This window comes from Phenylobacterium sp., assembly GCF_013822795.1.
Classification (GTDB): Bacteria; Pseudomonadota; Alphaproteobacteria; order Caulobacterales; family Caulobacteraceae; genus Phenylobacterium.
Window position 1 is genome coordinate 13,105 of record NZ_PNLB01000014.1, and the last position, 24,512, is coordinate 37,616.

Annotated in this window: 24 protein-coding genes; 13 read left to right on the forward strand and 11 right to left on the reverse strand. The window is 69.2% G+C overall.

Annotated elements, in window-relative coordinates; all coding sequences use genetic code 11:
* Window positions 1-9 precede the first annotated feature (9 nt).
* Window positions 10-2,265, reverse strand: coding sequence for a TonB-dependent receptor (locus tag C0481_RS13410; RefSeq protein ID WP_293404564.1), 2,256 nt, complete (start codon window positions 2,263-2,265; stop codon window positions 10-12).
* Between the two features lie 200 nt (window positions 2,266-2,465).
* On the opposite strand from C0481_RS13410, the gene C0481_RS13415 reads away from it, so the two are divergent.
* Window positions 2,466-3,455, forward strand: a complete 990-nt coding sequence (locus C0481_RS13415; RefSeq protein ID WP_293404567.1) for a phytase — start codon at window positions 2,466-2,468, stop codon at window positions 3,453-3,455.
* Between the two features lie 138 nt (window positions 3,456-3,593).
* Here C0481_RS13415 and C0481_RS13420 read toward each other — a convergent pair whose 3' ends face one another.
* From C0481_RS13420 to C0481_RS13430, 3 genes are all read right to left on the reverse strand, one after another.
* The gene (locus C0481_RS13420) at window positions 3,594-3,881 is read right to left on the reverse strand and encodes a DUF2218 domain-containing protein (RefSeq protein ID WP_293404569.1); all 288 of its coding nucleotides are present in this window, start codon (window positions 3,879-3,881) and stop codon (window positions 3,594-3,596) included.
* Window positions 3,882-3,896: 15 nt separating this feature from the next.
* Window positions 3,897-4,472 carry a PadR family transcriptional regulator gene (locus tag C0481_RS13425; protein ID WP_293404572.1) on the reverse strand — a complete coding sequence of 192 codons (576 nt, stop codon included), beginning with the start codon at window positions 4,470-4,472 and terminating at the stop codon, window positions 3,897-3,899.
* A gap of 87 nt (window positions 4,473-4,559) precedes the next feature.
* Window positions 4,560-5,456, reverse strand: coding sequence for a hydrogen peroxide-inducible genes activator (locus C0481_RS13430; RefSeq protein ID WP_293404574.1), 897 nt, complete (start codon window positions 5,454-5,456; stop codon window positions 4,560-4,562).
* 121 nt (window positions 5,457-5,577) lie between these two features.
* On the opposite strand from C0481_RS13430, the gene C0481_RS13435 reads away from it, so the two are divergent.
* From C0481_RS13435 to C0481_RS13445, 3 genes are all read left to right on the forward strand, one after another.
* The gene (locus C0481_RS13435) at window positions 5,578-6,132 is read left to right on the forward strand and encodes a peroxiredoxin (protein WP_293404576.1); all 555 of its coding nucleotides are present in this window, start codon (window positions 5,578-5,580) and stop codon (window positions 6,130-6,132) included.
* A gap of 165 nt (window positions 6,133-6,297) precedes the next feature.
* Window positions 6,298-6,834, forward strand: coding sequence for a carboxymuconolactone decarboxylase family protein (locus C0481_RS13440; protein WP_293404578.1), 537 nt, complete (start codon window positions 6,298-6,300; stop codon window positions 6,832-6,834).
* 102 nt (window positions 6,835-6,936) lie between these two features.
* Window positions 6,937-7,521, forward strand: a complete 585-nt coding sequence (locus C0481_RS13445; RefSeq protein WP_293404580.1) for an NUDIX domain-containing protein — start codon at window positions 6,937-6,939, stop codon at window positions 7,519-7,521.
* Here the strand turns inward: C0481_RS13445 and C0481_RS13450 are convergent.
* Window positions 7,518-8,969: a PLP-dependent aminotransferase family protein gene (locus C0481_RS13450; protein WP_293404582.1), complete on the reverse strand. Its 1,452-nt coding sequence runs from the start codon at window positions 8,967-8,969 to the stop codon at window positions 7,518-7,520. The two genes, C0481_RS13445 and C0481_RS13450, sit on opposite strands and share 4 nt — an antisense overlap.
* 101 nt (window positions 8,970-9,070) lie before the next feature.
* Here C0481_RS13450 and C0481_RS13455 point away from each other — a divergent pair, with 101 nt between their 5' ends.
* Entirely contained in the window at window positions 9,071-9,763 is a 693-nt protein-coding gene (locus C0481_RS13455) for a pyridoxamine 5'-phosphate oxidase family protein (protein ID WP_293404584.1), read from the forward strand.
* 129 nt (window positions 9,764-9,892) lie between these two features.
* On the opposite strand, the gene C0481_RS13460 is transcribed toward C0481_RS13455, so the two are convergent.
* Both C0481_RS13460 and C0481_RS13465 read right to left on the reverse strand, forming a co-directional pair.
* Window positions 9,893-10,381: an ATPase gene (locus C0481_RS13460; RefSeq protein ID WP_293404586.1), complete on the reverse strand. Its 489-nt coding sequence runs from the start codon at window positions 10,379-10,381 to the stop codon at window positions 9,893-9,895.
* A gap of 53 nt (window positions 10,382-10,434) precedes the next feature.
* Window positions 10,435-11,286, reverse strand: coding sequence for an aspartate/glutamate racemase family protein (locus C0481_RS13465; protein ID WP_293404588.1), 852 nt, complete (start codon window positions 11,284-11,286; stop codon window positions 10,435-10,437).
* 218 nt (window positions 11,287-11,504) lie between these two features.
* On the opposite strand from C0481_RS13465, the gene C0481_RS13470 reads away from it, so the two are divergent.
* The 3 genes from C0481_RS13470 (at window position 11,505) to C0481_RS13480 (ending at window position 14,645) form a co-directional block, all read left to right on the forward strand.
* Entirely contained in the window at window positions 11,505-11,762 is a 258-nt protein-coding gene (locus C0481_RS13470) for a hypothetical protein (protein WP_293404590.1), read from the forward strand.
* A 14-nt stretch (window positions 11,763-11,776) separates the two neighbouring features.
* Entirely contained in the window at window positions 11,777-12,436 is a 660-nt protein-coding gene (locus C0481_RS13475) for a TetR/AcrR family transcriptional regulator (RefSeq protein WP_293404592.1), read from the forward strand.
* 85 nt (window positions 12,437-12,521) lie between these two features.
* Window positions 12,522-14,645, forward strand: coding sequence for a M3 family metallopeptidase (locus tag C0481_RS13480; protein WP_293404594.1), 2,124 nt, complete (start codon window positions 12,522-12,524; stop codon window positions 14,643-14,645).
* A gap of 49 nt (window positions 14,646-14,694) precedes the next feature.
* On the opposite strand, the gene C0481_RS13485 is transcribed toward C0481_RS13480, so the two are convergent.
* On the reverse strand, window positions 14,695-15,162 hold the full coding sequence (locus C0481_RS13485) for a hypothetical protein (protein WP_293404596.1): 468 nt from the start codon (window positions 15,160-15,162) through the stop codon (window positions 14,695-14,697).
* Window positions 15,163-15,208: 46 nt separating this feature from the next.
* Between C0481_RS13485 and C0481_RS13490 the strand changes: the two genes are divergently transcribed.
* The 4 genes from C0481_RS13490 (at window position 15,209) to vsr (ending at window position 19,008) form a co-directional block, all read left to right on the forward strand.
* Window positions 15,209-16,336 carry a DNA cytosine methyltransferase gene (locus C0481_RS13490; RefSeq protein WP_293404598.1) on the forward strand — a complete coding sequence of 376 codons (1,128 nt, stop codon included), beginning with the start codon at window positions 15,209-15,211 and terminating at the stop codon, window positions 16,334-16,336.
* 89 nt (window positions 16,337-16,425) lie between these two features.
* Window positions 16,426-17,406 carry a cysteine synthase A gene (gene cysK, locus C0481_RS13495; protein ID WP_293404600.1) on the forward strand — a complete coding sequence of 327 codons (981 nt, stop codon included), beginning with the start codon at window positions 16,426-16,428 and terminating at the stop codon, window positions 17,404-17,406.
* 10 nt (window positions 17,407-17,416) lie between these two features.
* Window positions 17,417-18,601 (forward strand): NAD(P)/FAD-dependent oxidoreductase, encoded by a 1,185-nt coding sequence (locus tag C0481_RS13500; RefSeq protein WP_293404771.1) that lies wholly within the window; start codon window positions 17,417-17,419, stop codon window positions 18,599-18,601.
* Window positions 18,598-19,008, forward strand: a complete 411-nt coding sequence (vsr, locus tag C0481_RS13505) for a DNA mismatch endonuclease Vsr (RefSeq protein ID WP_293404602.1) — start codon at window positions 18,598-18,600, stop codon at window positions 19,006-19,008. Before C0481_RS13500 ends, vsr begins: the two co-directional genes overlap by 4 nt.
* A gap of 85 nt (window positions 19,009-19,093) precedes the next feature.
* On the opposite strand, the gene C0481_RS13510 is transcribed toward vsr, so the two are convergent.
* The 3 genes from C0481_RS13510 to C0481_RS13520 form a co-directional block, all read right to left on the reverse strand.
* Window positions 19,094-19,546, reverse strand: coding sequence for an OsmC family protein (locus C0481_RS13510; protein WP_293404604.1), 453 nt, complete (start codon window positions 19,544-19,546; stop codon window positions 19,094-19,096).
* Window positions 19,546-21,333, reverse strand: a complete 1,788-nt coding sequence (locus C0481_RS13515; RefSeq protein WP_293404606.1) for an acyl-CoA dehydrogenase C-terminal domain-containing protein — start codon at window positions 21,331-21,333, stop codon at window positions 19,546-19,548. Before C0481_RS13515 ends, C0481_RS13510 begins: the two co-directional genes overlap by 1 nt.
* A gap of 104 nt (window positions 21,334-21,437) precedes the next feature.
* Window positions 21,438-21,911 (reverse strand): MerR family DNA-binding transcriptional regulator, encoded by a 474-nt coding sequence (locus tag C0481_RS13520; protein ID WP_293404608.1) that lies wholly within the window; start codon window positions 21,909-21,911, stop codon window positions 21,438-21,440.
* 157 nt (window positions 21,912-22,068) lie between these two features.
* On the opposite strand from C0481_RS13520, the gene C0481_RS13525 reads away from it, so the two are divergent.
* Window positions 22,069-24,507, forward strand: a complete 2,439-nt coding sequence (locus C0481_RS13525) for a zinc-dependent metalloprotease (protein WP_293404610.1) — start codon at window positions 22,069-22,071, stop codon at window positions 24,505-24,507.
* The last annotated feature ends 5 nt before the right edge of the window (window positions 24,508-24,512 follow it).

The following is a 24,512-nucleotide window of genomic DNA, read 5'->3' on the forward strand; positions in this document are numbered from 1 at the left end:
GACAGGCCGCTAGAACGCGTAGCGCCCGACCAGCTGGAACACCGGGCCGGCCTTTTCAGTCTCGACCTCATACTCGTCGAAGTCGCGGTTGCGCTGGTCCTCGAGGGTCGTGAACTTGTTGAAGATCTCGTCCTTCTTGGCGTCGAGCAGGTTCGAGCCGGTCAGGCGCAGCACGAAGTTCTGACCGAAGCGCTTTTCGAGGAACACCTCGAGGTCGGCCCCGTAGCTGGTGGTGACCTCCTCGCCGACGATGCGGCCGTAGGCGTCGCCCTGCTTGCGATAGGTGGCCCCGAACGCCGCGCCCCAGGTCGGCAGGTCCTGAATGAAGCCGACGTTGAACACGTACTTCGACTGGTCGTTGAACCGGCGCGAGCCGAAATCGTCGTCGATGTCGCTGTCGAGCCAGGAGTAGTTCAGGAACACCCCGGTGTGCTCCATCCCGAACATGGTCAGCGGGGTCGAGAGATCGACCTCGACGCCCCAGACCGAGCCGTCGCCGGCGTTGCGGGCGGTGAGCAGGAAGGTGTCCTCGCCCTCGCTGCCCTCGATGCCGGTGTTGGCCACCTCGATCAGGTCCGAAACCTTGCGGTAGAAGAGGTTCACCCCGGCCACGCCGCGGGTCCCGAGCCGGCGCTCGTAGCCGAGATCCAGGCCCCAGGCGGTTTCCGGCTGCAGGTCGGGATTGCCGACGAAATCGTTGTCGCCCATCTCGGCCAGCAGCACGGCCGGCGAGAGCTGGCCAAAGCCCGGACGGCGCACGGTGCGCGCCACCGACGCGTTGATCCGGTCGTCGTCCGACAGGCTGTAGCGGATGTGCGCCGAGGGCAGCAGGAACTGGTAGTCCTTCTCCACCGTGCGGTCGGCGGCCGGCGCGGTCTCGTCGGTGATCTTGCTGCTGGTGGTCTCGTAGCGCAGGCCCGCTTCCCACTTCAGCGCGTCCTGGCCGCCGGAGAACATCAGGTAGGGATCGATCCGGGTTTCCTCGATCTTGTTGACCCCGCCCGGGACCGGCACGAACGGACCATAGGCGCCCGGCAGGGTCGGCCGCGCGGCCGGCGGATTGGGGATGGTCACCCGGTTGCGATCGGTGACGATGTCGGTGTCACGGTTCTTGTCGACGAACTGGACGCCGAACTCGACCGTCGCAAAGCCGAGGTCGCGCTCGTGCTCGACCGCCAGCGACAGCTCCTTGTCCTTCAGGCGGGACTTGGTGAGGTCGCCGGTGAAGCGGTCGTCTTCGGGATAGGGGTTGGAGTCGCGGAGGTACTCGTACTCCTCCTCGATCTCGTCCTGCTGGTCGTCGAAGAGCGCGTATCCGGCCTTGAAGCGGGTCTTGCCGCCGAACATTTCGCGCGTGAACTTGCCGTTCAGCGACCAGTTGTCGGTGGTGATGTCGACATTGTTGTCGTTGGTCACCGAGAGATCGGCCGGGCGCACGCGGCCGGCGACGTACTCCAGTGAATCCTCGTCGGCCAGGCGATCGGTGCGCACGAACAGACCCGACAGCTCCAGGTCGCCGCCGGCCAGCGGGACCTCGTAGGCGGCGTTGAACGAATAGTCCGTGCCGTTGCGGGTGTCGGTCTGCAGCTCGATGTTGTCGAGCGTGCCGCCCGGCTCGTCATAGCGCCAGCTCTGCTTGATCTTCGGATTGCGGCGGCCCTGGACGCTGGCGCCGACCAGCAGCCGGCCGGGGCCGACTTCGCCCGACCACACCCCCCCGAGGGTTTCGCGCACCCGGCCGTCGTCGAGCAGGATGGCCCCGGCGCGCAGATATCCGCCGTCGAGGGTCTGGGCGTCGCGCAGCACGATGTTCAGCGCGCCGGCCACCGCGTCGCCGCTGCGGTTGGCGCTAGCCGAGCGCACCACCTCGATGCGCTCGATCAGCTCGGCCGGGATGCGGTCGACGAAGAACGAGCGGTCGAGGCCCGCGCCGGGCACCCGCTCGCCGTTGATCAGGATCTGGGTGTAGCCGGGATCGAGGCCGCGCAGCCGCGCCCCGTCGCTCTCCAGGATGTCGGATAGGAAGGCGACGCTGGGCACGCGCTTCATGGCGTCGCCGGCGGTCAGCGGTTCGAACCGCTGGAAGTACTCGAGCCCATAGGACAGGGCCGGCGCGACCGTCTCGGTACGGTCGCGGAAGGCGATCTCGCCGGTGACGATCAGTTCCGAGACCGGCGTGGCGTCGGCCGCGTCATCGGCATGGGCGGGCATGGCCAGCGCAAGCGGAGCCATCGCCGCACAGGCGAGCAGTGAAAGTCGCGTCATGGGGTCCCCCGACAGGCGGGACGGTTGACCGACCCCGCGCAGCATGATTTGCAGCGCAGGGGATATATCTTGCACGCGGAGCGGGGCTAGTGACGGTTTCTAAGCAGAATATTTTCAGTTTTGTGACAGTCGTCGCAATTTCATCCCTCAGCTTGGGATGCGCCGCCATTGACCCGGAGAGCGTCTCCGACTCCGCCGGAATGATCCTGGGAACCGGCACGCCGGTGCTCGCGGTCGGCGAGACGGCAGCGGTCGGCACCACCGCGCGCGATGCCGCCGACGACCCGGAGATCTGGGCCGATCCGCGCGATCCCTCACGCGGCGTGATCTTCGGCACCGACAAGAAAGCCGGGCTCTACGTCTACGGCCTGGACGGCAAGGACCGGCAGTTCCTGCCCGAAGGGCCGCTGAACAATGTCGACCTGCGCGGCGACTTCGTCGTGAACGGCAAGCCCCAGGTGCTGGTCGGGGCCAGCGACCGCCGCGGATCGATCGCCTTCTACCTGCTCGATCCCGACAGCCTGGCGGTGACGCCCTGGGGCCGCACGCCGGTGAAGGTCAGCGAGCCCTACGGTTTCTGCATGGGCAAGATCGGCGGCGCGACGATCGCGGTGATGGTCGGCAAGGACGGCGACGTCGCCCAGTTCACGGTCAGCGACCAGGCCGGCAAGCCCGCCGTGCAGTTGACCCGTAGCTTCGCGGTCGGCTCGCAATCCGAGGGCTGCGTCGTCGACGATGCGGCGGGCGTGCTCTACGTGGCCGAAGAGGCCAAGGGCATCTGGCGCTACAGCCTTGATCCGGCCAGCGGCGGCGCCCGCACCCACTTCGCCCCCGCGCCCAGCGACGTCCTCAAGCCCGACGTCGAGGGCCTGACCCTGCTGCGCGACGCTGGCAAGACCTACCTGTTGGCTTCGAGCCAGGGCGACAGCGCCTTTGCGGTGTGGCGAGTGGACGAGGCGCAGCCGGCCTATGCCGGCCGCTTCTCGATCGTGCCGGGCAATGGCGTCGACGCCGTGACCGGCACCGACGGCCTGGCCGCGCTGGGCGGACCGGTCGGGGCGTTTCCCGAAGGTCTGATCGTGGTGCAGGACGACGCCGACACCGACGGCGAAACCACCGGCCCGCGCGCCCGCCAGAACTTCAAGCTGGTCGACTGGCGCGCGGTGAAGGCGGCGCTGGGGATCAACTAGACTCTCGATCCTCCCGTCTTGGGGGAGGTGGCGCGCGAAGCGCGACGGAGGGGGACTGCTCTCATGGGAGTCAAAGTCCCCCTCAGTCAGCCATTCGGCTGACAGCTCCCCCAGCGGGGGAGCAGCTTGGTCGTCAGCTCACGCCCCGCGCCGCCATTCCACGGCCATGTCGGGCTCGCGGAAGGCGAAGCGCTTGAGGTGGCTGTCCATCACCTTTTCCAGCCGCGCCAGGCTGTCGGGATCCCCGGCCTGGGCGACCATCATCAGGGTCTCGGGGGCGGCCCGCAAAGCGGCCTCGCCCATCTCGAAGGTGATCTTGCCCTCGTGGTCGTTCCATTCGGCCGGGACCTTGTGGCCGAAGTGCTTGCAGAGCTGCACCATGTAGCGGCCGGCGTTGGCGGTCGGAACCGTGGCGCTCGATTTCATGACGGCCTCCATCTTTTAGGCCTTCTCGATCTTGGCGACGGCTTCGTCGATGGCCGCGACGATCGCGTCCACCTGGGCGTCGGTCGGCTTTTCGCCCGAGAGCTTGACCCGCAGGGCCATGGCCAGGTTCTGCATGGCCCGGGCCACCCGGGGCGAAGAGCGTGGCGAAGATTCCGCCGCGTCGTCCAGCCGAGCGAAAACGGCGTCCACCGCCGGCTTGTTCCGCTCCAGCGCTTCCAGACCGGCCTCGGTGATCTCGAAAGCCTTGCGGCCGCCCTCGGCGCCGGTCGGGCGGGCGAAGCCCTCGTCTTCCAGCAGGCTGAGGGTCGGATAGATCACGCCGGGGCTGGGACGATACGAGCCGCCCGTGCGCTCTTCGAGGGCGCGGATCAGTTCGTAGCCGTGGCTCGGCTTGTCCTTGAGCAGCGCCAGAATGACGAAGCGCAGGTCGCCGTGCTCCAGCAGCCGGCCGATGCGCGGGCCGCCGCGGCCACGGCCGCCCCAGTGTTCGCCGCCACGGCCGAAGCCGCCGCCGAAGGGACCGCGGCCACGATGCTCGCGATGGTCCTTCCAATGATGATGTCGATGCATTTTAGATCCTATTTAGATATGTCGTAATCGCAGATATATCGAAGGTGGATCTGAATTCAAGATATATCTAAGATGTTTTTTGAGCGGTCAGGTCCGCAAGGTGTCGGCCAGCAGCCGGCCCTCGGCGGCGCGGCTGGAGCCGGCCCGCCAGGCGACGACGATCTCGCGGCTGGGATGGTCGGCCTCCAGCGGCATCACCGCCACGTCGGCCGCGTCGGTCAGGCCGGCGGCCACGGCCATCGCCGGCAGGAAGGTCACCCCCAGGCCCGAGCCGACCATCTGCACCAAGGTCGGCAGCGAGGTGGCCGCGAAGGCCTCCTCCTCGCCGGTGGCCTTGGGCGGCTTGAGCCCGCAGGCGGCCAGGGCGTGGTCGCGCAGGCAGTGGCCGTCCTCCAGCAGGATCAGGTCCTCGTTCTCCAACGCCGACGGCGGGGCGGCGGCTTCGCGCGCCAGCGGGTGGTTGCCCGGCAGGGCGGCGAGCAACTCGTCATCGGCGACGTGGGCGTGAGCCAGGCCGCTCATGTCGTACGGCAGGGCGATCAGCGCGGCGTCCAGCTGCCCGGCCTTGAGCAGGGCGATCAGCCGATGGGTCAGGTCCTCGCGCAGATAGAGCCGCAGCTTGGGGAAACGCGTACGCAGCAGCGGCAGCGCCCGCGGCAACAGGAACGGGGCGACGGTCGGAATCACCCCCAGCCGAAAGCGACCGGTCAGCGGCTGGCCGGCGTTGCGGGCCGACTGCACCAGCTCCTCGGCCTCGTTGAGGATGGTCGTCGCCTTGCCCAGCGCCACCTCGCCGACCGCGGTCAGGATCACGCCCGAGCGCGCACGGTCGACGACCGGACCGCCGAGGATCTTCTCCAGTTCCTGCACGCCCGCCGACAGGGTGGGCTGGGTGACATGCGCCGCGTCGGCGGCGCGGCCGAAGGAACCATGCTCGGCCAGGAGCTTGAGGTACTGGAGCTGTCGGAGGGTGGGGAGACTCATGCCTTCAAGATAGGAATTATCTATCCGAAAGCCAGAAACTATCGATTGGCCTTTTGTGCGCTGCAGCACTATCTCAGCGGCACGGCTTCGGCCGAACAGTTCAAATCACTTGGAGAGATCGATGCTCGGCGTTGGTGAAAAGCTTCCGGAATTCAAGGTCGTCGGCGTGAAGCCGAAGTTCAACCGTCACGAAGAGAACGGCGAAAGCGCCTTCGAGACCGTCACCAACGAATCGTTCCCCGGCAAGTGGAAGGTCATCTTCTTCTACCCGAAGGACTTCACCTTCGTTTGCCCGACCGAAATCGCCGAGTTCGCCCGTCTGAACTCGCAGTTCGAAGAGCGCGACACCGTCGTCCTCGGCGGCTCGACCGACAACGAGCACTCCAAGCTCGGCTGGCGCCGTGAGCACCCGGACCTGAACAGCCTGGCGATCTGGAACTTCGCCGACAACAGCGGCAAGTTCGCCCGCGCCCTCGGCGTCCTGAACGAAGACGAAGGCGTGGCCCTGCGCGCCACCTTCGTGGTCGACCCGCACAACGTCGTCCAGCACGTCTACGTGACCAACCTGAACGTGGGCCGCGCTCCGGCCGACACCCTGCGCGTCCTCGACGCGCTGCAAACCGACGAACTCTGCCCGTGCAACCGCGCGGTCGGCGGCGAGACCCTGGCGGCCTAAAGGCCACCAGCGGACGGGCGGGTCGCGCGACCTGCCCGCACGCCGTCAACGTCCGGGCCGCTGCTCCTCCCCGCACGGCCCGGACGCCTCTTTCCCCCTTTATCCTGACGTAAGCGTCGCCGAGACTGGCGGACGCTTTCACGCGCCCAAAGTTTGGAGATTGCCATGTCGCTCGACGCCCTGCGCGAGACGCTGCCCGCCTACGCCAAGGACCTCAGCCTCAACCTGTCGAGCCTGGCCAACGAGACCCTACTCACCGACCAGCAGAAGTGGGGCGCGTTCGTCGCCTCGGCCCACGCAGTGGGCGTGCCGGCGGTGATCAAGGCGGTCGACGCGGCCGCCGCCGCGGCCGGCCTCTCGACTGAGGCCGCGACCGCCGCCAAGGCCGCCGCCGCGATCATGGGCATGAACAACGTCTACTACCGTTCGCTGCACCTGCTCACCAACCCCGAGTACAAGACCCTGCCGGCCAAGCTGCGCATGAACATCCTGGCCAATCCGGGCGTCGACAAGGTCGACTTCGAGCTGTGGTCGACCGCCGTCTCGGCCATCAACGGCTGCGGCATGTGCCTGGACGCCCACGAGTCCGAGCTGAAGAAGCACGGCATGCCGAACACCTCGATCCAGGCCGCCCTGCGCATCGGCGCGGTGGTCAACGCGGTCAGCCGCGTGGTCGCCGCCGAGGCCGCCTCGGCCGCCTGACGCGCGTCTCCAAGATCGACGGACGTCCTTCCGCCCGCCCGGCCCATAGCCAGGCGGGCGGAATCGTTTCCGAATGCCGCCTCCAGCCAGGAGGCCCGCGCCATGTCCGTGTCAGACCGTATCCGGGTGCGCGACGTGCGCCTGCTGTCCGACAACTGGTACGTGCTCAAGGCCACGACTTTCGACTGGCGCCGCGCCGACGGCAGCTGGCAGACCCAGAGCCGCGAGACCTACGACCGCGGCAACGGCGCGGCGCTGCTGCCCTACAACCTCGCCGCCCGCACCGTCGTCCTGACTCGGCAGTTCCGCTATCCGGCCTATGTGAACGGCCATGACGACCTCTTGATCGAGGCGGCCGCCGGCCTGCTCGACGACGCCTCGCCCGAGGAGCGCATCCGCGCCGAGGTCGAGGAGGAGACCGGCTACCGGCTGGGCGAGATCCACAAGATCTTCGAATGTTTCATGAGCCCGGGCTCGGTGACCGAGAAGCTGCACTTCTTCGTCGCCGAGTACGACGCCGGCATGCGGGTCGGCGACGGCGGCGGGCTGGAGCACGAAGGCGAGGAGATCGGCGTCCTCGAACTGCCGTTCGACGACGCCATGGCGATGATCGCCAGCGGTGAGATCGCCGACGCCAAGACCATCATGCTGCTGCAGCACGCGGCGCTGAACATCTTCCGGGCCTAGACCGCGAGCGCCCGCGCCAACCGCGTCACGCCAGGCGCCATCATCCGCTCTGGAAAGCCCGAGAAGCCCAGCATCAGCCCCTGGCGCGGCGGCGCCTGGCGATAGAGCCGGCTGATCGCCCGCACGCTGACCCCGCCGGCTGCGGCCGCCGCCTCGACCTCAAGGTCCGAGCCGCTCCCCTTCAGATAGGCGATCAGGGTCATTCCCTGGTCGGGGACGTCGACCTCCAGCAGGTGGCCGAGCTGGGCCTCCAGCGCGCCGGCCAGGGCGTCGCGCTGCGCCTTGTAGGCCAGTCGCCGGCGGCGGATATGGGCGGCGAAGTAGCCCTCGCGGAAGAAGTCCAGCACGATCGCCTGGGTCAGGGTCGGCGGCTGGCGATCCATCAGCTGGCGGGCGTTGGCCAGGGCGGCGGCCAGCGGCTTGGGGGCCACCATGTAGCCCATGCGTAGACCCGGAAAGAGCGCCTTGTTGAGGGTGCCGACATAGATCACCCGCTCGCCGCCATCGAGGCCCTGCAGCGACTCCAGCGGCGGGCCCGAATAGCGGAACTCCGAGGCGTAGTCGTCCTCGACGATCCAGGCGCCGGCCGCCCGCGCCCAGGCCAGCAGCTCCATTCGCCGGCCCATCGAGAGCGTCATGCCCAGCGGATACTGGTGCGAGGGGGTGACGAAGGCCACGCGCGCGTCCGGGGCCGCCTCGACCCCGGCGGCGACCACGATCCCGTGCCGGTCGACCGGCGCATGGAAGATGTCGGCCCCCATCGCCGCCAGCGCGTGGCGGGTGGCCGGATAGCCGGGATCCTCCATCCACACCCGATCGCCCTCCTTCAGCAGCACCCGGGCGGCGATGTCGACCGCGTGCTGTGCGCCGGCCGTTACGATCACCTGGTCTGGCTCGCAGATCACTCCGCGCGCGGCGCGCAGGTAGTCGCTGATCGCCGCCCGCAGCTCGCGGTCGCCACGCGGGTCCGAATAGCCGAAGTGGACAGGATCGAGGTGGCGCAGCGCCCGCCGTGTCGAGCGCGACCAGGCGTCCTGCGCGCGAGCGTCCAGCAGGGTGCGCCCGCTGGTGAACAGCCGCTGCTCGGCCTGCGGCGTCGGCAGCGCCGCCTCGTCCAGCTCGCGGACCCGCGGCGGCAGCAGCGCCGGCTCATGCGCGGCGGGCGCAGCCGGTTTCAGTTCGGCCACCCCGGAAAGGTCGCCCGAGACATAGGTGCCCGAACCTGGACGCCCGACCGCATAGCCCTCGGCCAGCAGCAGGTCGTAGGCGGCCACCACCGAGGCCCGCGCCACGCCCAGGCGGCGGGCGAAGTCGCGGCTCGACGGCAGCCGTTCGCCGGGCTTCAGCGCGCTCTGCACGATGGCTCCACGAACCTGGTCATAGATCTGGCGGATCACAGGCTCGCCGGCCTGCGGACCCCGCCACGGATAGATGTCGGCCCAGCTCATCAGCGCGCTCCGCCCGAAGTGGTCTGAATAAATAGCCGGCATTGGATCGCCACGACAGTCCGCCGTCGCGCTAGATCGAGAGCCGAGAGGAGAGCCGTCGCATGAGCAGCTTCATCCAGACCCCGCGCTCGCGGGCCCGCCGCAAGCCCGACCGCGCCGCCTATGACGAGGCGGCGGTGTTCGCCATTCTCGACGCTGGACTGCTCTGCCATGTCGGCTACGTGATCGACGGCCAGCCGTTCGTGACGCCGACCACCTACTGGCGCGAGGGCCGCAAGCTCTACTGGCACGGCTCGGCCGCCAGTCGGATGCTGAAGGCGCAGGCCGGGGGGCTGCCGGTCTGCGTCACGGTCAGCCAGGTCGACGGCCTGGTGCTGGCGCGCTCAGGCATCGCCCACTCGATGAACTACCGCTCGGTGATGGCCTTCGGCCGCGCGCGGCTGATCGAGGGCCTGGCCGCCCGGCGCGCGGCGATGGAGGCGTTCATCGACCGGCTCTATCCCGAACGCTCGGCCGAGCTGCGGCCGGCGACCGACAACGAGATCCTGCAGATCGGCCTGGTCGAGATGACCATCGAGGAAGCCAGCGCCAAGCAGCGCGACGGCGGCGTCAACCGCACGGCGGCCGACGAGGAGTGGAACGCCTGGAGCGGGGTGATCCCGGTCGAAACCCGGCTCGGCGCGCCGATGGCCGACGCCCAACAGAGCGCCGGCGCGCCGCTGTCGCCGAGCCTTGGCCTCTACGAACCGGGCGCGCGGCTCGACGACGTTCTGGCCAAGGCGGCGCGGGGATAGGTTCAAATTGCTCCCCCTCTGGGGGAGCTGTCAGCCACATGGCTGACTGAGGGGGCTTACGGAGTCAGCTGTCCCCCTCCGTCTCGGCGCTTCGCGGCGATCCACCTCCCCCAGCGGGGGAGGCATTAGTCACTGCGCTTTGCCGGTCTCGGCATACGCCTTCAGCCGCGCGACCTGCTCGCCGAGCACGCCGTCGACGGGGGCGGCCCAGGTCTGGGCCAACCCGCCCTTGGCGTAGCCGCCGACATCGTAGGTCAAGGTCAGCTGCGTCTTGTTCGGATCGCTGGTCTTGCCGAAGCCCAAGCCCAGATGCCCGCTCGCCCCGGTCGTCGCCAGGGGCCCCAGGGCGCCGGCCAGCCGCACGGCGTCGGACGCGGAATAGACCAGGGTCATGTGACGCACGAAGCCGTCGGGCAGCTTTTCGCAGAAGCAGCCCGACGCATCGATCGACAGGTTCTTGGCGTCGCCCGAATAGGTGTGGCTGCTGTTCCACCACTTGCCGATGTCCAGCGCCGCGGTCCGAACCTTGGCCGGCGGCGCGGCGATCTCGACGACGTGGCGCACTTGAAATCCAGCGGCCCCACTATCGGTGACCTCGGCGTGCGCAGCGCCAGCCATCGCGAGCGATATCGCGGCGGCAATGCCCAGCGTTTTCATGATCTTGGGCCTCCCTAAGCCTTTTCGAAGCTTAGCGGCCCTCCCCAGAAGGTCTCAACCAGCAAGTTCTGCGCGCCCGGCTCGCCGGTGGTGATGAACCGCCGCCCGGCGCTCTCGCCGGTGCGGTATTCCGGATGCTTGGCGATGTACGCCTCCAGCGCATCGGCGGTCGCCTGCGGCTGGTGGATCAGCGGGGTGCCGGGCTTCAGCGCAGCGCGGAAGATGTCGGCGATGATCTCGTAGTGGGTGCAGCCGAGGATCGCCCGGTCCGGGGCGCGGCCGACCCGTGTCGTCACCGCCGCGACGTGGGCCTCGACCGCCTGGGCCAGCTCCACCGCCCCGGCCCCGTTCTCGATCATCCGCGCCAGCTCGGGGCAGGGCTCGGCGAACACCGCCACGTCCTGGCGGCGCTTGTCGATCTCGATCTCGTAGACCCGCGAGCGGGCCGTAGCCGGGGTGCAGAACACCGCCAGGATGTCGAGCTTCTCGACCTTGTCGCCCCGGCGTTCGGCCTCGTGCTCCCAGGGCATGCCGGTGGCCGCCTCGATGGTCGGGACAATGATGCCCAGCACGTTGACCGGCCGCCCCAGCGCCTTGCGGTAGCCCGGCAGCCAGGTCTGCTGCAGCCGCCGCAGGGCGATCGCCGAGGCGGTGTTGCAGGCCAGCACCACCAGGTCGCAGCCGAGGTCGAACAACTGCTCGCAGCCGGCCCGGGTCAGGTCGACGATCTCCTCGCCGGTCCGCCCGCCGTACGGCGCGTTGGCCTGGTCGCCCAGATAGATGAAGTCGGCCTGAGGCAGCCGCTGCACGAGCGCGCGGTGCACGGAGAGCCCGCCCACGCCTGAATCGAAGACGCCAATGGCCATGCCCCTGGATGTAGCCGGGCCCGCGGCGGCCGTCCATGCAGCCGTTCGCCGAACTGCGGGATTTCAAATTGACAACCTTGTCAGGCTGACATATCTGTCAAATCAAGCGTTGCAGTGTGGTGTGTGAATCCAGCGGACGGCCCGAGACGCAGGCCGGCCGCACGTATTCCTTTTTCCCAGCGTCGCCCGCCAACCTGGACCCGAAGACCCAAGCAGCCATGGCCCTCCCCGCCCGCGCCCCCACCCCTCCCGAAGCTCCGTCGCCGACCTGGCAGATCGGGGTCGAGGTCGACCTCGCCACCGCGCTCGCCCTGTCGCGCGCGGCCACCCGCGCCCTGCTCGAGCTCTCCCCGCTCGCGCACCGCGAAATCACCGCCGCCCTGGAACACGAGATCGACGTGCTCGAACGCCAGAGCGACCCCCTGTCGCTCGCCGCCGCCAATGCGGTGCGCCAGTACCTGCCCGAGGCCGCCTGACTCCCCGGCGTCCCATGCGGGTCAATCTTGAGGCCCGGGCCGCGGCGGCCGAGCAACGCAAGGCGCACACGCGCGAGCGTCTGCTCGAGGCCGCCATCTCGGTCATCGGCGAGAAGGGCCCAGACGCCTGCTCGATCGAGGACTTCGTGGCCGCCGCCGACGTCTCCCGCGGGACGTTCTACAACTACTTCCCGACCGCCGAGGACCTGCTGCGGGCGGTGAGCCGCAAGATCATCGCGGCGCTGACCGAGGTGCTCGACGCCCGGCTGCCGGCCAGCATGTCGGTGTCGCTGCGGCTGGCCACCCGCCTGCACAGCTACATCCTGTCGGTCAGCCGCGACCCGGCCTGGGGCTGGATGACCGCCCGCCTGGACGCCTCGCGCCTTGAGCGGACCCCGGTGCTGGAGGCCAATCTCGACCTGATGTTCTACGAGGGCGTGTCGCGCGGCGAGTTCCGCGACATGGATCCGGCCGCCGTCCGCACCCTGGTGTTCGGCGCCAGCCGCATGGTCCAGCGCGACATCCTGATGGGCCTGTCCAGCCCCGAGCACGCGGTCCAGGTCGTCGCCCTGGTGCTCAACGCCTGCGGCCGGCCCTACGAGCTGGCGCTGGCCGTCAGCCGCGAAGGCGCCGCCGTCGCCCTGGAGATCCAGGCCGTCCTCGACGCGGCCTGACGTCACATTACGACCCTGTCATGTGACGTCGGTGCGGCTTGACCTTAAGGTCCGCGGCTCCCGATCAATTTCTCCTGGAGTCCTCATGCAACGGCGCACGTTCCTTGCCGCCTCCGGCGCGCTCGCCGCCGCCTCGGCCCTGCCCGCCGCCGCCTTCGCGCAGGGCGCCGCCGCGGCCAGCGCCCTGACCGCCGCATGGACCGGCCCGTTCGGCGGCGTTCCCGCCTTTGACAAGGTCGCCGTCGCCGATTTCCCGGCCGCCTACGACCTGGCCATGAAGACCGAGCGCAGCGAGATCAACGCCATCGCCGCCAATCCCGCGCCGGCCGATTTCGACAACACCATCGCGGCGCTGGAGCGGTCCGGCGACCTGATCAACCGGGTCGGCATGTTCGGCGGCGTCTGGTCCTCGACCCTCTCGACGCCGGAGCTGCGCGCCCAGGAGAAGGTGCTGAATCCGAAACTGTCGGCCCACAGCGACGAGACCTTGCAGAACGAGAAGCTCTTCGCGCGCATCGAGGCCGTCTACAACGACCGCGCCAAGCTGACCCCCGAGCAACAGCGCCTCGCCTGGGTCTACTGGAACCGCTTCGTGCGCGCCGGCGCCAAGCTCTCGCCCGCCGACAAGAAGCGTGTGGCGCAGATCAATCAGGAACTGGCGACGCTGTTCACCAGCTTCAGCCAGAACCTGCTCGCCGACGAGACCGACTACGTTCTCTACCTGCGCACCGAGAGCGAGCTGGGCGGCCTGCCCGACGACGTCCGCGCCGCCGCGGCCGCCGCCGCCGAGGAGCGCGGCAAGAAGGGCGAGTGGGCGATCCTCAACACCCGCTCGTCGATGGACCCGTTCCTGACCTATTCCAGCCGCCGCGACCTGCGCGAGAAGGTCTGGCGCACCTATTACAGCCGCGGCGACAACGGCGACGCCAAGGACAACAACGCCAACATCCAGAAGATCCTGAAGCTGCGCTTCGAGCGCGCCCAGCTGCTCGGCTACCAGACGCACGCCCACTGGCGGCTGGAGAACGCCATGGCCAAGACGCCGGAGGCGGCCATGGAGCTGATGACCCGCGTGTGGCCCTCGGCCATCGCTCGGGTCAAGGAAGAGGTCGCCGAGATGCAGGCGATCGCCGACAAGGAGCGCAAGGGCGTCAAGATCGAGCCCTGGGACTACCGCTACTACGCCGAGAAGGTCCGCGCCGCGCGCTACGACCTCGATATGAACGAGCTCAAGCCGTACATGCAGCTGGAGAAGCTGCGCGAGGGCATGTTCTGGGCGGCCGGCGAGGTCTACGGCTTCGAGTTTGTGCAGATCACCGACGTCCCCGTCGCCCACCCCGACATCCGCGTCTGGGAGGTCAAGAAGGCCGGCCAGCACATCGGCCTCTGGTACTTCGACCCCTATGCCCGGACCGGCAAGCGTTCGGGCGCCTGGATGAACGCCTATCGCCGCCAGGAGAAGTTCGACAAGCCGATCACGACGATCGTCTCGAACAACTCCAACTTCGTGAAGGGCGCGCCCGGCGAACCCGTCCTGATCTCCTGGGACGACGCCGAGACCATGTTCCACGAGTTCGGCCACGCCATTCACGGCCTGAACTCCGACGTGGACTACCCCTCGCTGTCGGGCACCGCGGTGCCGCGCGACTACGTCGAGTTTCCCAGCCAGATCAACGAGCACTGGCTGCCGACCAAGCAGGTGCTGTCCAAGTTCGCTTTGCACTACAAGACCGGCGCGCCGATCCCGCAGGCGCTGGTCGAGAAGCGCGAACGCGCCCAGACCTTCCGCCAGGGCTTTGACGTCACCGAGTACCTATCGTCGGCCCTGATCGACATGAAGCTGCACCTGGCCGGCGGCGCCGACATCGACCCCGACGCCTTCGAGCGCGACGAGCTGGCCAAGCTTGGCATGCCCAGCGAAGTGGTCATGCGCCACCGCACCCCGCAGTTCGGCCACGTCTTCGCGTCCGACGGCTACTCGGCCGGCTACTACAGCTATCTGTGGTCGGAGACCCTGGCCCTCGACGTCGTCGACGCGTTCAAGAGCTCGCCCGGCGGCATGTACGACAAGCCCATGGCCAAGAAGCTGCACGACAACGTCATGAGCGTCGGCAACTCGATCGATCCGGCGATCGCCTATCACACCCTGATGGGCCGCGACGTCGACGTGAAAGCCTACCTGCGCGACAAGGGCTTCCCGACCGCCTGACGGCGGCCGCAGGCCGCAGCTCGGTTTCGGCCGGGCTGCGGCGGCTCTGCTACTGGCCTTCTCTCGGCTTTTCCGCGGTCTTCACGGCGCAGCCCTTGTAGGTCGTGCCGCCCAGCGCGACCTCAGCGGCCAGCGGATAGGTGAGGTCCGACATGCCGTCCGAGCAGCCGGCTTGCTCGCGCAGCGTGATCTTGATCGGCCGCGGCCCCTCCGCATTCTCCCACACCACCTTGCCGTCCACGACGCTCGCGCCCTTGTTGGGGAAGGCGATATTGGATTCAGGGGTCGAGAATTCGATCTGACCCTCGCGAATCTTCACGCCCCAGAACGGCTCGGTCCCGTGCGCGTCCAGGTCGCCCTGGAATGCGGCCGGCAGCGCCGCGGCCGGAGCCGGAGCCGGAGCGGCGGGCGCCGGGGCGTCGGCCGGCGGCTGGGCCACCGACCCGTCGGGCGCCTGCGGCTGGCACGCGGCGAGCAGAAGCGCGGCGGCGGCGGTGGTCAGGAGAGCATGTCGCATACGGCGTCCTTTCGCATGGCGGCGGCCAGGGTAGACTCAACGCGCAATGAGTCGGGCGCTTTCCTTCTACGAATTTTTCGCCGGCGGCGGCATGGCCCGCCTCGGCCTGGGACCGGCGTGGACCTGCGCGTTCGCCAATGACTTCGATCCGTTGAAGGCGGCGACCTATCGCGCCAACTTCGAAGACGCCGAAGCGCACTTCCACCAGGGCGACGTCTGGGCGATCGATCCGGCCGCCCTGCCGCCGCACGCCGATCTCGCCTGGGCCTCCTCGCCCTGCCAGGACTTCAGCCTCGCCGGCGCCCGCGCCGGGCTGGCCGGCGGACGCTCCTCGGCCTTCTTCGGCTTCTGGCGGCTGGTGCAGGCGCTGGGCGATGCGGCTCCGCGCGCCGTGGTCATCGAGAACGTCAGCGGCCTGCTCACCTCGCACGGCGGCGAGGACTTCACCGCCCTCTGCCAGGCGCTGGCCGACCAGGGCTACGCCTTTGGGGCGCTGGAGATCGACGCCGCCCGCTTCACCCCGCAGTCGCGGCCGCGGGTGTTCGTCATCGCCACCCGCGAGCCGCCGGCCCCAGGCCTGGTCGGCGACAGCCCGTTTCACACCCGCGCGGTGCGCGAAGCCCACGCCCGGCTGCCCGAACACCTGGCCCGCCGCTGGATCTGGTGGCGCGGCGCCGCGCCGGCCGCCCGCAACACCGATCTCGCCGCCCTGCTGGAGCCCGACGACGCCGTCGCCTGGCACGGACCGGACAAGACTGGGCGGCTGCTGGCGCTGATGGCCCCGCAGCACCTGGCCAAGATCGAGGCCGCCCGCGCGTCCGGGGCCCGCCAGGTCGGCGCCGTCTTCCGGCGGATGCGGGTCGAGGACGGCCAGCGCGTGCAGCGCGCCGAGGTCCGCTTCGACGGCCTGGCCGGCTGCCTGCGCACCCCGCGTGGCGGCTCCTCGCGCCAGACCCTGGTGGTCGTCGAGCACGGCGAGGTCCGCAGCCGGCTGGTCTCGCCGCGCGAAGGCGCCCGGCTGATGGGCTTGCCCGACGGCTACGCCCTGCCCCGCGCCGCCACCGGCGCGCTGCACGTGGTCGGCGACGGCGTCGTGGTCCCGGTCGTGAGCTGGCTGGCCGAGCAGATTCTCGAACCGCTGCTCGACCGACGGGCGGCCGTCGCCGCCGAATAGCCAGGCTGGCCGACGAAACAGAAGAAGTGCGCTTCCAAATCTCTACTGGGCGCTTAGGTTGGCGGCACAGCTAAACCGACGAGAGAGCCATGGCCGACTCCACCTATGACGCAGCCCGCTACAAGCGTTCCGGCCGCGGCAAGATCTTCGACTCCGTCATCGACCTGATCGGCGACACGCCGCTGGTCCGCCTGCCGAACCTGACCAAGGCGCTGAAGCCCAAGGGCGAGGTCGTCGCCAAGCTGGAGTTCTTCAACCCGCTGGCCTCGGTCAAGGACCGCATCGGCGTGGCGATGATCGAGTGGCTCGAAGCCACCGGCAAGCTGAAGCCCGGCGGTTCGATCGTCGAGCCGACCAGCGGCAACACCGGCATCGCCCTGGCGTTCGTCGCCGCCTCCAAGGGCTATCCGATCACCCTGGTCATGCCCGAGAGCATGTCGATCGAGCGTCGCAAGATGCTGCTGATCCTCGGCGCCAAGCTCGAGCTGACCCCGGCCGAACGCGGCATGGCCGGCGCCGTCGCCCGCGCCAAGGAAATCGTCGAGGCCACGCCCGGCGCGGTGATGCCCCAGCAATTCGACAACGAGGCCAACCCGCTGATCCACCGGGTCTCGACCGCCGAGGAAATCTGGAACGACACCGACGGCAAGGTCGACGCGGTGATCTCCGGCGTCGGCACCGGCGGCACCATCACCGGCATCGGCCAGGTGCTGAAGGCCCGCAAGCCGTCCGTGAAAATGGTCGCGGTCGAGCCGGAGGCCTCGCCCGTGCTGTCCGGCGGCCAGCCCGCCCCGCACAAGATCCAGGGCATCGGCGCCGGCTTCGTGCCCGCGATCCTCGACCGCGGCGTGATCGACGAGATCATTCAAGTGTCGAACGACGACAGCTTCGCCATGGCCCGCCGCGTGGCCAAGGAAGAAGGCCTGCCGGTCGGCATCTCGTCCGGCGCGGCCCTGACCGCCGCCTTCGACCTGGCCTCCCGCGACGAATATGCGGGCAAGCTGATCGTCGCGATCATCCCCAGCTTCGCCGAGCGCTACCTCTCCACCGCCCTGTTCGAAGGGCTCTAAGCCCCTGAGGATCGCGGTCGTCGGATGCGGCGTCGCCGGCATGGCGGCGGCGCGCGCCCTGGCGCGCAAGGGTCACGCCGTCGTGCTGCTGGAAGCCTTCCAGCAGCCGCGCCCGCTCGGCTCGGGGCTGCTGCTGCAGCCCTCGGGCCTGGCCGCCCTGCGCCAGCTCGGTCTAGCCGAACAAGTCATTGCGCGCGGCGCGCGGGTCGAGCGGCTGGACGGCCGCGACCTGCGCGGCCGGCTGATCATGGACATGCGCTACGCCGACTGGCGGCCAGGCGCCTTCGGGGTCGGCGTGCATCGCGCCACCTTGTTCGACATTCTGCATGACGGCCTGGACGCCGGCGGCGTCGAGCTGCGCACCGGCGTCGACGTGGCGAGCATCGAGCACCACTCCCCCGCAGTCCTGATCGACACGGCCGGCCAGAGCCACGGCCCTTTCGACCTCGTGGTCGTCGCCGACGGCTCGGCCTCGCGGCTGCGCGGCCAGCTGCGGCCGCACGCCAAGGCCCCGCTCTATCCCTGGGGCGCGGTCTGGGCCAACGCCCGCGACGAGACCGGCGCCTTCGCCGGATCGCTGTCCCAGCGCTATGATCGCGCCTCGACCATGATGGGCGTGCTGCCGATCGGGCCCGGCCCGGACGGCGGCGACGCGCAACTGGTCAGCTTCTTCTGGTCCATGCCGGTGACTGCGATGGACAGGTTCCTCAGCGGCGATCTTGGCGACTGGCGCAAGCGGGCGAAGGCGATGTGGCCGCAGGCCGCGCCGATCATCGAGCAGTTCCAGACGCCCGAGCAGTTCACCCGCGCCAGCTATCGCGACGTGCAGGTCGGCCGCTGGTCGGACGGTCCCTTCGTGCTAATCGGCGACGCCGCCCACGGCACCAGCCCCCAGCTCGGCCAGGGCGCCAATATGGGCCTGATCGACGCCGTCGAGCTCGCCGAGCGGCTGGACGACGACGTCCCGCGCTCGGTCCGCGGCTTCCAGGCCTCGCGCCGCCGCCACGCCGGGCTCTACCAGTTCATGTCGCGCTGGCTGACGCCGATGTTCCAGTCGGGCGGCTGGCTCGGCCCCTTCGTCCGCGACGCTTTCTTCACGCCGATGTCCAAGGCGCCGGGCGGCCGCCAGATCGCCGCACGGGTGCTGACCGGAACCCTGCGCCTGGGCCGCACGCCCAAGGCTCTGCGCCCATGAGCGACGTCTTCACCCCCGAGAAGCGCTCGGCGGTGATGGCCCGGGTGAAGGGCAAGAACACCGCGCCGGAACTGAAGGTGCGCAAGGCGCTGACCGCGCTCGGCGCCCGCTATCGCCTGAACCGCAAGGACCTGCCCGGCTCGCCGGACATCGTCATGCCGGGCCGCCGGCTGGCGATCTTCGTGCACGGCTGCTTCTGGCATGGCCACGACTGCCCGCGCGGCTCGCGCGTGCCCAAGGCCAACCGCGAGTACTGGACCGCCAAGGTCGCTCGCAACGTCGCCCGCGACCAGCGCACCGCCGCCGAGCTGACGACCGCCGGCTGGCGGGTCGAAACCATCTGGGAATGCGACCTCAAGGACGCAGCGGCGCTGAGCGAACGCCTGCGCCGGCTGCTAGCGCCCTAGCCCCCTCACCCGACCTCTCCCCCAAGGGGGAGAGGAGAAGAGTTCTAGCCCTCTCCCTCTGGGAGAGGGTTGGGTGAGGGTCCCTTCAGATCACCGTCACGTGGGTCTTCACCGAATTGGCGATGAAGCACTCCTCGTGCGCCTCGTGGTGCAGATGGGCCAATTGCTCGGCGTCAGGCGCCGCGCCGTCCCACTCGATCTTCGGGGCCAGCGTGACCTTGGTCACCGCCATCTTGCCGGGCGCGATCTCCTCCATGATCCCGCTGGCGTGGTCGCGGTAAGACGTCACCACGAACCCGGCCAGCCGCGCCTTATGCAGGAAGGTCAGCATGTGGCAATTCGACAGCGCGGCGACGAACATCTCCTCGGGATCGACCGCCTCCGGCACCGCCCACTTGCCGACCACATGCGGCGAGGCCGAGGCCGGCACGATCAATCCGCCGTCAAAGCTGATCACATGGCCGCGGCTGTAGCGCCCCTTGGCGAAGTCCTCGCCCTCGCGCAGGCTCCAGGCGACGTCGGCCGTGTAGGCGGCCATCAGAACGCCTCCGCCGGCAGCGCCATCATCAGCTCCGAGCCGGTCTTCAGCTTGGTCAGGTGCGCGCCGGTCTCGGGCAGGATGCGCTCGACATAGTAACGGCCGACCACCAGCTTGTTGGCGTAGAACGGATCGGTCTCGCCCGCCGCGATCTTACCCTGCACGGTCTTGGCGATCTGCGCCCACATGTAGGCCAGCGCCGTCAGGCCGAAGAGGTGCATGTAGTCGGTCGAGGCGGCGCCGGCGTTGTCGGGGTTCATCAGCCCGTTCTGCATCAGCCACATGGTGGCGTCCTGCAGCTCGCCCTTGGCCTTGGCCAGGCCCTCGGTGAACGGGGCCAGCTCCTTGTCGCCGCCGTTGGCCTCCACGAAGGCGTCGATGTCGGCGAAGAAGCTCATCACCGCCCGGCCGCCCTGCGCCGCCAGCTTACGGCCGACCAGGTCCAGCGCCTGCACGCCGTTGGTGCCCTCGTAAATCAGGGCGATGCGCACGTCGCGCATGTACTGGCTGACCGGGAAGTGCTCGGTAAAGCCCGACCCGCCGTGCACCTGGACGGCGTTGGAACAGATCTGCAGCCCCTTGTCGGTCAGGAAGCCCTTCACCACCGGGGTCATCAGCGCCATGTAGTCGCCGGCCTTCTGGCGCACCGCCTCGTCCGGGCTGGAATGGGCCAGGTCGCCCTGCAGCGCGGTCCAGAACAGGAAGGCGCGGCCGCCCTCGATCAGCGCCTTGGAGTCCATCAGCATCCGCCGCACGTCCGGGTGGACGATGATCGGGTCGGCCGGACCGTCCGGGTTCTTCGGCCCGGTCAGCGAGCGCCCCTGCAGCCTTTCCTTGGCGAAGGTCGCGGCGGCCTGATAGGCGGCCTCGGCCTGGGCGATGCCCTGCAGGCCCACCCCGATCCGCGCCTCGTTCATCATCACGAACATCAGCGACAGGCCCTTGTTCTCCTCGCCGACCAGCCAGCCCACCGACTCCTCGTGCCGGATCACGCAGGTGGCGTTGCCGTGGATACCCATCTTCTCTTCGAGGCCGTCGCAATAGACGCTGTTGCGCGCGCCCGGCTTGCCGTCGGCGTCGGGGATGAACTTCGGCACGATGAACAGGCTGATCCCGCGCGTGCCCTCCGGCGCGCCCTCGATGCGGGCCAACACCAGGTGGACGATGTTCTCGGCCATGTCGTGCTCGCCGCCGGAGATCCAGATCTTCCCGCCCGTGATCTTGTAGGAGCCGTCGCCCTGCGGGACCGCCTTGGTGCGCAGCAGGCCAAGGTCCGTGCCGCAGTGCGGCTCGGTCAGGTTCATGGTCCCGCCCCACTGGCCGCTGGCCAGCTTCGGCAGATAGAGGTCTTTCTGCGCGTCCGACCCGCCGTTCAGGATCGCCGAATAGGCCCCGTGGGTCAGGCCCGGATACATCGAAAAGGCCATGTTGGCCGACGAGCTCATCTCCGAGAACGACAGGTTGACCACGTGCGGCAGGCCCTGGCCGCCATAGGCCGGTTCGGCCCCCAGCGCCGGCCAGCCGCCCTCGACCAGCTGGGCGTAGGCCTCCTTGAAGCCGGCCGGGGTCTTCACCGAATGGTCCGGGCTCCAGACACAGCCTTGCTTGTCGCCGACGGTGTTCAGCGGCGCCAGCACCTCGCCCGTAAAGCGTCCAGCCTCCTCGACGATCTGCGTGATCACGTCCATCGAGGCGTCGGCGAAGCCCGGCAGGTTCGCGTAGTTCTCGATCTGCAGCACATCGTGCAGCAGGAACAGGTGGTCGCGTACGGGGGGCTGATAGGGCATGTCCGCTCCAATGAGGTCGGTGACGGCGAAAGGGGCTCCCGACCGCGTCGAAAGCCCCGAAGGTTTATCGTGGTTGCATGATCACGGCGAACCGTGATCGGCGATTACTTGGCGTGTTCCAGGTCGCCCAGCCGTTCGCGCAGCACCTGATCGTAGTCGGCCGCCCGCGGCAGCAGGTCCGGGCGCGTGGCCTTCAGGTGCTCCTCGAGCGCGTCACAGCCTTTGCGCAGCTCGTCGATCGCCTGCTCGATGTCGTTGCGCTGGGCTTCCAGCTCGACGATCCGCTCGCGGAACTTGACCAGGGACTTGGCGTTCTGCGCCGCCCCGCCGTCGTTCAGTTCGTAGAGGTCGAGGATCTCGCCGATCTCGGAGAGCGCCAAGCCCACCCGCTTGCCGCGCAAGATCAGCTGCAGCCGGGCGCGGTCCTTGTAGGAATAGACCCGGTTCATGCCGTCCCGCGCCGGCGAGATCAGCCCCTTGTCCTCATAGAACCGCAGGGCGCGCGGGGTGCATTTGAACTCCAGGCACAGCTGCCTGATCGTGAAGGTGCGATTGGGCCGACGTAGATCAATGGCCATGCGGCGCCCTCCCTGGACGCATCGTTTCTATTGATTGACACCGTAAGACGGTGCTTCCGTTTACGTCAAGGTGATCAACGTTCACTCGGGTGTGAGGCGCGCCCTGGACCGCATCGATCGAACGACCCTAGGTTGGTCGCTCGAAAGGGGCGTTTTCATGGTTCGAACTGGCTTTCTGGCGGCCGCCTCAGCGGCGGTGTTGGCTGTCTGTCTGGGCGCCCCGGCCCTCGCCGCTCCCAACAAACCCGCCGCAGCCACCGCCGGCGCGGTCCGCCAGGACGGACTGCTGCCAGTCTATGTCGACAAGGCCCGCGGCCGCATCCTGCTGTCGCTGCCCGCCCCTGACGCGCAAGGGGTGAGCGGCCGCTTCCTCTATGTGAGCGCGCTCAAGACCGGTCTCGGCTCGGCCCCGGTGGGGCTCGACCGCGCCCGCATCGGCGACACCCAGGTGCTGGCCTTCCGCCGTATCGGCAGGAAGGTTGTGGCCGAGTTCGAAAACCATCGCTTCCGCGCCGCCGGCGCGCCGGAGGCCGAGCAGGCCGCCGCCCGCGAGGCGTTTTCCGTCTCCACCGTCTGGGCCGGCGAGGTCATCCAAACCACGCCCGACGGCCGTATCCTGGTCGACATCGGATCCTTCCTGACCCGCGACGGCATCGGCGTCGCCGACGCGCTGAAACAGGCCGGCGAGGCCGGCTACAAGCTGGTTCCCGATCTCTCGCTCGCCGACCCCGGCGCGGTGAAGGTGTTTCCCGAGAACCTCGAATTCGAGGCCCGCCAGACCTACGCCTCCGACACCCCGGGACCGGAGGTGCGCAACATCGCCCCCGACCCCAAGCTGATCACCTTCGAGGTCCGCCACAGCCTGGTGAAGCTGCCCGAGCCCGGCTACCAGCCGCGCGCCTTCGACCCGCGCACCGGCGGTTTCTCGACCATGGCGCTCGACTACGCCGCGCCGCTCGGCGAGGAGATCGTCCAGCGCTACGCCAACCGCTTCCGGCTGGAGAAGACGAACCCCGCCGCCGCCCGCTCGCCGGTCAAGAAGCCGATCGTCTTCTATGTCGACCGCGCGGCGCCCGAACCGATCCGCAGCGCCCTGGTCGACGGCGCGGCCTGGTGGAACCAGGCCTTCGACGCCGCCGGTTTCGTTGACGCCTTCCAGGTCAAGGTCCTGCCCGAAGGCGCCGACCCGCTCGACGTCCGCTACAACGTCATCAACTGGGTCGATCGCGCTACCCGCGGTTGGTCCTATGGCCAGGCTGTGGTCGATCCGCGCACCGGCGAGATCGTCAAGGGCTCGGTGCTGCTGGGCGCCCTTCGCGTGCGCCAGGACATGCTGATCTTCGAAGGCCTGGTCGGCGCGCATCACAACGGGACCGGCGGTCCCAACGACCCGATCGAAGTGTCGCTCGCCCGCCTGCGCCAGCTGTCGGCGCACGAGGTCGGCCACTCGATCGGCTTTGCGCACAACTTCGCCGGCTCGACCCAGGACCGCGCCAGCGTGATGGACTATCCGGCGCCGCGGGTGCTGCTGAAGGACGGCCGCATCGACCTCTCCGACGCCTACGGCGTGGACATCGGCGGCTGGGACAAGTTCACCGTGGACTGGCTCTATGGTTCCGACGGCGAGGCCGCCCAGCGCAAGGTCAAGGCCTCGGTCGACCAGGGCCAGCGCTACGTCACCGACGTCGACTCCCGCCCGCTCGGCGCCGCCCAGCCGTGGGGCAGCCTGTGGGACGACGGCCCCGATCCCGTGGCCGAACTGAACCGCATGATGGAGGTGCGCCGCGTGGCGCTCAGCCAATTCGGCCTCGGCGCGCTGAAACCCGGCGAGCCGGTCGCCAACCTCAAGCGCAAGTACGTCCCGATCTACCTGCTGCACCGCTACCAACTCGAGGCGGCCAGCAAGCTCGTCGGCGGGGTCGACTTCGCCTACGCGGTGATCGGCGACGGCCGCGAGACCTCGCCGCCGGTCCCGGCCGCCCAGCAGCGCGCGGCGCTCGCCGCCTTGATGGCCACCCTCGACCCGAAGGAGCTCGACACCCCCGAGACCCTGGCGGCGATGCTGTCCTCGGCCCAGTCGGGCGATCCGGACCGCCAGTACGTGATCGAGGTGTTCGCCACCGCCGGCGGCCCTGTGTTCGACCCGCTGGTCGCCGCCGAGGTCGCCGCCGGCCTGACCCTGGACAACCTGCTGGCGCCCGACCGCATGGCCCGGCTGGTCGACCAGCAGCGCCGCGATCCGGGGCAGCTCGGCGTCGGCGAAATGCTCGACCAGTTGATCGACACGGTGTTCGCGCCAGCCGCCGGACGCCTGGGCGAAGTCTCGCGGCGGGTGCAGACCCGGCTAGTGCTGAACCTCGCCAATGCGGCACGCGACCCCAAGGTCTCGCCGGCCGTCGGCGCGGAGATCAGCGCCCGGCTGAAAGCCTTGCCCGCCCGGCTCAAGGGCGGCGCGGACCCGGCCGACCGCGCCCACCGCCAGCGCCTGATCGCGCTGCTGGGCGACTCGGCCCTGCTGGCCGAACTCTCGGAACCGAAGCTGAAACCGCAAACCCCGCCCGGCATGCCGATCGGCGACGGCGATTACGGACGCTAATTCCT

Excerpts from the sequence above, each read along its gene's own strand:
- C0481_RS13410 (WP_293404564.1), bottom strand. The coding sequence starts at position 2,265 with ATGACGCGACTTTCACTGCTCGCCTGTGCGGCGATGGCTCCGCTTGCG.
- C0481_RS13415 (WP_293404567.1), top strand. The coding sequence starts at position 2,466 with ATGATCCTGGGAACCGGCACGCCGGTGCTCGCGGTCGGCGAGACGGCA.
- C0481_RS13420 (WP_293404569.1), bottom strand. The coding sequence starts at position 3,881 with ATGAAATCGAGCGCCACGGTTCCGACCGCCAACGCCGGCCGCTACATG.
- C0481_RS13425 (WP_293404572.1), bottom strand. The coding sequence starts at position 4,472 with ATGCATCGACATCATCATTGGAAGGACCATCGCGAGCATCGTGGCCGC.
- C0481_RS13430 (WP_293404574.1), bottom strand. The coding sequence starts at position 5,456 with ATGAGTCTCCCCACCCTCCGACAGCTCCAGTACCTCAAGCTCCTGGCC.
- C0481_RS13435 (WP_293404576.1), top strand. The coding sequence starts at position 5,578 with ATGCTCGGCGTTGGTGAAAAGCTTCCGGAATTCAAGGTCGTCGGCGTG.
- C0481_RS13440 (WP_293404578.1), top strand. The coding sequence starts at position 6,298 with ATGTCGCTCGACGCCCTGCGCGAGACGCTGCCCGCCTACGCCAAGGAC.
- C0481_RS13445 (WP_293404580.1), top strand. The coding sequence starts at position 6,937 with ATGTCCGTGTCAGACCGTATCCGGGTGCGCGACGTGCGCCTGCTGTCC.
- C0481_RS13450 (WP_293404582.1), bottom strand. The coding sequence starts at position 8,969 with ATGAGCTGGGCCGACATCTATCCGTGGCGGGGTCCGCAGGCCGGCGAG.
- C0481_RS13455 (WP_293404584.1), top strand. The coding sequence starts at position 9,071 with ATGAGCAGCTTCATCCAGACCCCGCGCTCGCGGGCCCGCCGCAAGCCC.
- C0481_RS13460 (WP_293404586.1), bottom strand. The coding sequence starts at position 10,381 with ATGGCTGGCGCTGCGCACGCCGAGGTCACCGATAGTGGGGCCGCTGGA.
- C0481_RS13465 (WP_293404588.1), bottom strand. The coding sequence starts at position 11,286 with ATGGCCATTGGCGTCTTCGATTCAGGCGTGGGCGGGCTCTCCGTGCAC.
- C0481_RS13470 (WP_293404590.1), top strand. The coding sequence starts at position 11,505 with ATGGCCCTCCCCGCCCGCGCCCCCACCCCTCCCGAAGCTCCGTCGCCG.
- C0481_RS13475 (WP_293404592.1), top strand. The coding sequence starts at position 11,777 with ATGCGGGTCAATCTTGAGGCCCGGGCCGCGGCGGCCGAGCAACGCAAG.
- C0481_RS13480 (WP_293404594.1), top strand. The coding sequence starts at position 12,522 with ATGCAACGGCGCACGTTCCTTGCCGCCTCCGGCGCGCTCGCCGCCGCC.
- C0481_RS13485 (WP_293404596.1), bottom strand. The coding sequence starts at position 15,162 with ATGCGACATGCTCTCCTGACCACCGCCGCCGCCGCGCTTCTGCTCGCC.
- C0481_RS13490 (WP_293404598.1), top strand. The coding sequence starts at position 15,209 with ATGAGTCGGGCGCTTTCCTTCTACGAATTTTTCGCCGGCGGCGGCATG.
- cysK (WP_293404600.1), top strand. The coding sequence starts at position 16,426 with ATGGCCGACTCCACCTATGACGCAGCCCGCTACAAGCGTTCCGGCCGC.
- vsr (WP_293404602.1), top strand. The coding sequence starts at position 18,598 with ATGAGCGACGTCTTCACCCCCGAGAAGCGCTCGGCGGTGATGGCCCGG.
- C0481_RS13510 (WP_293404604.1), bottom strand. The coding sequence starts at position 19,546 with ATGGCCGCCTACACGGCCGACGTCGCCTGGAGCCTGCGCGAGGGCGAG.
- C0481_RS13515 (WP_293404606.1), bottom strand. The coding sequence starts at position 21,333 with ATGCCCTATCAGCCCCCCGTACGCGACCACCTGTTCCTGCTGCACGAT.
- C0481_RS13520 (WP_293404608.1), bottom strand. The coding sequence starts at position 21,911 with ATGGCCATTGATCTACGTCGGCCCAATCGCACCTTCACGATCAGGCAG.
- C0481_RS13525 (WP_293404610.1), top strand. The coding sequence starts at position 22,069 with ATGGTTCGAACTGGCTTTCTGGCGGCCGCCTCAGCGGCGGTGTTGGCT.